This window comes from Mesorhizobium sp. M7A.F.Ca.MR.148.00.0.0 (assembly GCF_003997735.1).
Lineage (GTDB): Bacteria > Pseudomonadota > Alphaproteobacteria > Rhizobiales > Rhizobiaceae > Mesorhizobium.
In genome coordinates this window covers 15,562-16,267 of the sequence record NZ_RZTB01000126.1, presented here as the reverse complement: position 1 = coordinate 16,267, position 706 = coordinate 15,562, and the positions used below count along the sequence as shown (strand labels likewise).

Sequence of the window (706 nt, the reverse complement as noted above, 5' to 3'; positions counted from 1 at the left end):
CCTCGGCCACCGGCGACTTCGACAATTTCGCTCTCGGCGAGAAGGACGACGACGCGCTGGAGTTCGTCCAGGCGGGCGGCGGCCAGGCCAATGACATTGTCTGGATCGCTGACAGCGACGGCGCGCTTCTGATCGGTACCTCAGGCGGCGTCCGCGCGCTTTCGGGCTCTGGCATAGATGAGGCGTTGACGCCGTCCTCGTTCAAGAACAGGCGCTCACGCACCTTCGGCTGCGCCCGCATCCGCCCGGTCGATGCTGGTCAGTCGTTCCTCTATGTAACGCGATCGGGGAAGTCGATCGCGGAACTCACTGAAACCCAGCCTGGTCGGTTCGCATCAGATGACATCGGGCAGGTATCGGAACACATCCCGAAGAAAGGCGTGGTCGAGCTAGCCTTCCAAAGCGACCCTGATCCAGTTCTGTGGTTCCCCACTGCCGACGGGCAGCTTGGCGGATACACTCACCAGCCCTCACAGGACGTGCGAGGGATGCACATCCACCGCTTCGGCGGCACGTTCACCGGTTCCGACTGGGCGGTTGTGGAAAGTGCCATCGTGACGCCGGGCCAAGACGGCAACGACGATCTCTGGCTTGTCGTGAAGCGTACCATCGGCGGCGTCACGAAGCGCCTTATCGAGATCAAGACCGCGCCCTTCGAATACGGCACGATCAACGACGCTTTCGAAGTCGACTGCGGGTCGCAGTA

Annotated in this window: 1 pseudogene; it reads left to right on the top strand. The window is 62.5% G+C overall.

Annotated features, from left to right (window positions below):
- Positions 1-706, top strand: a pseudogene (locus EOB49_RS38060) (hypothetical protein); the annotation flags it as partial.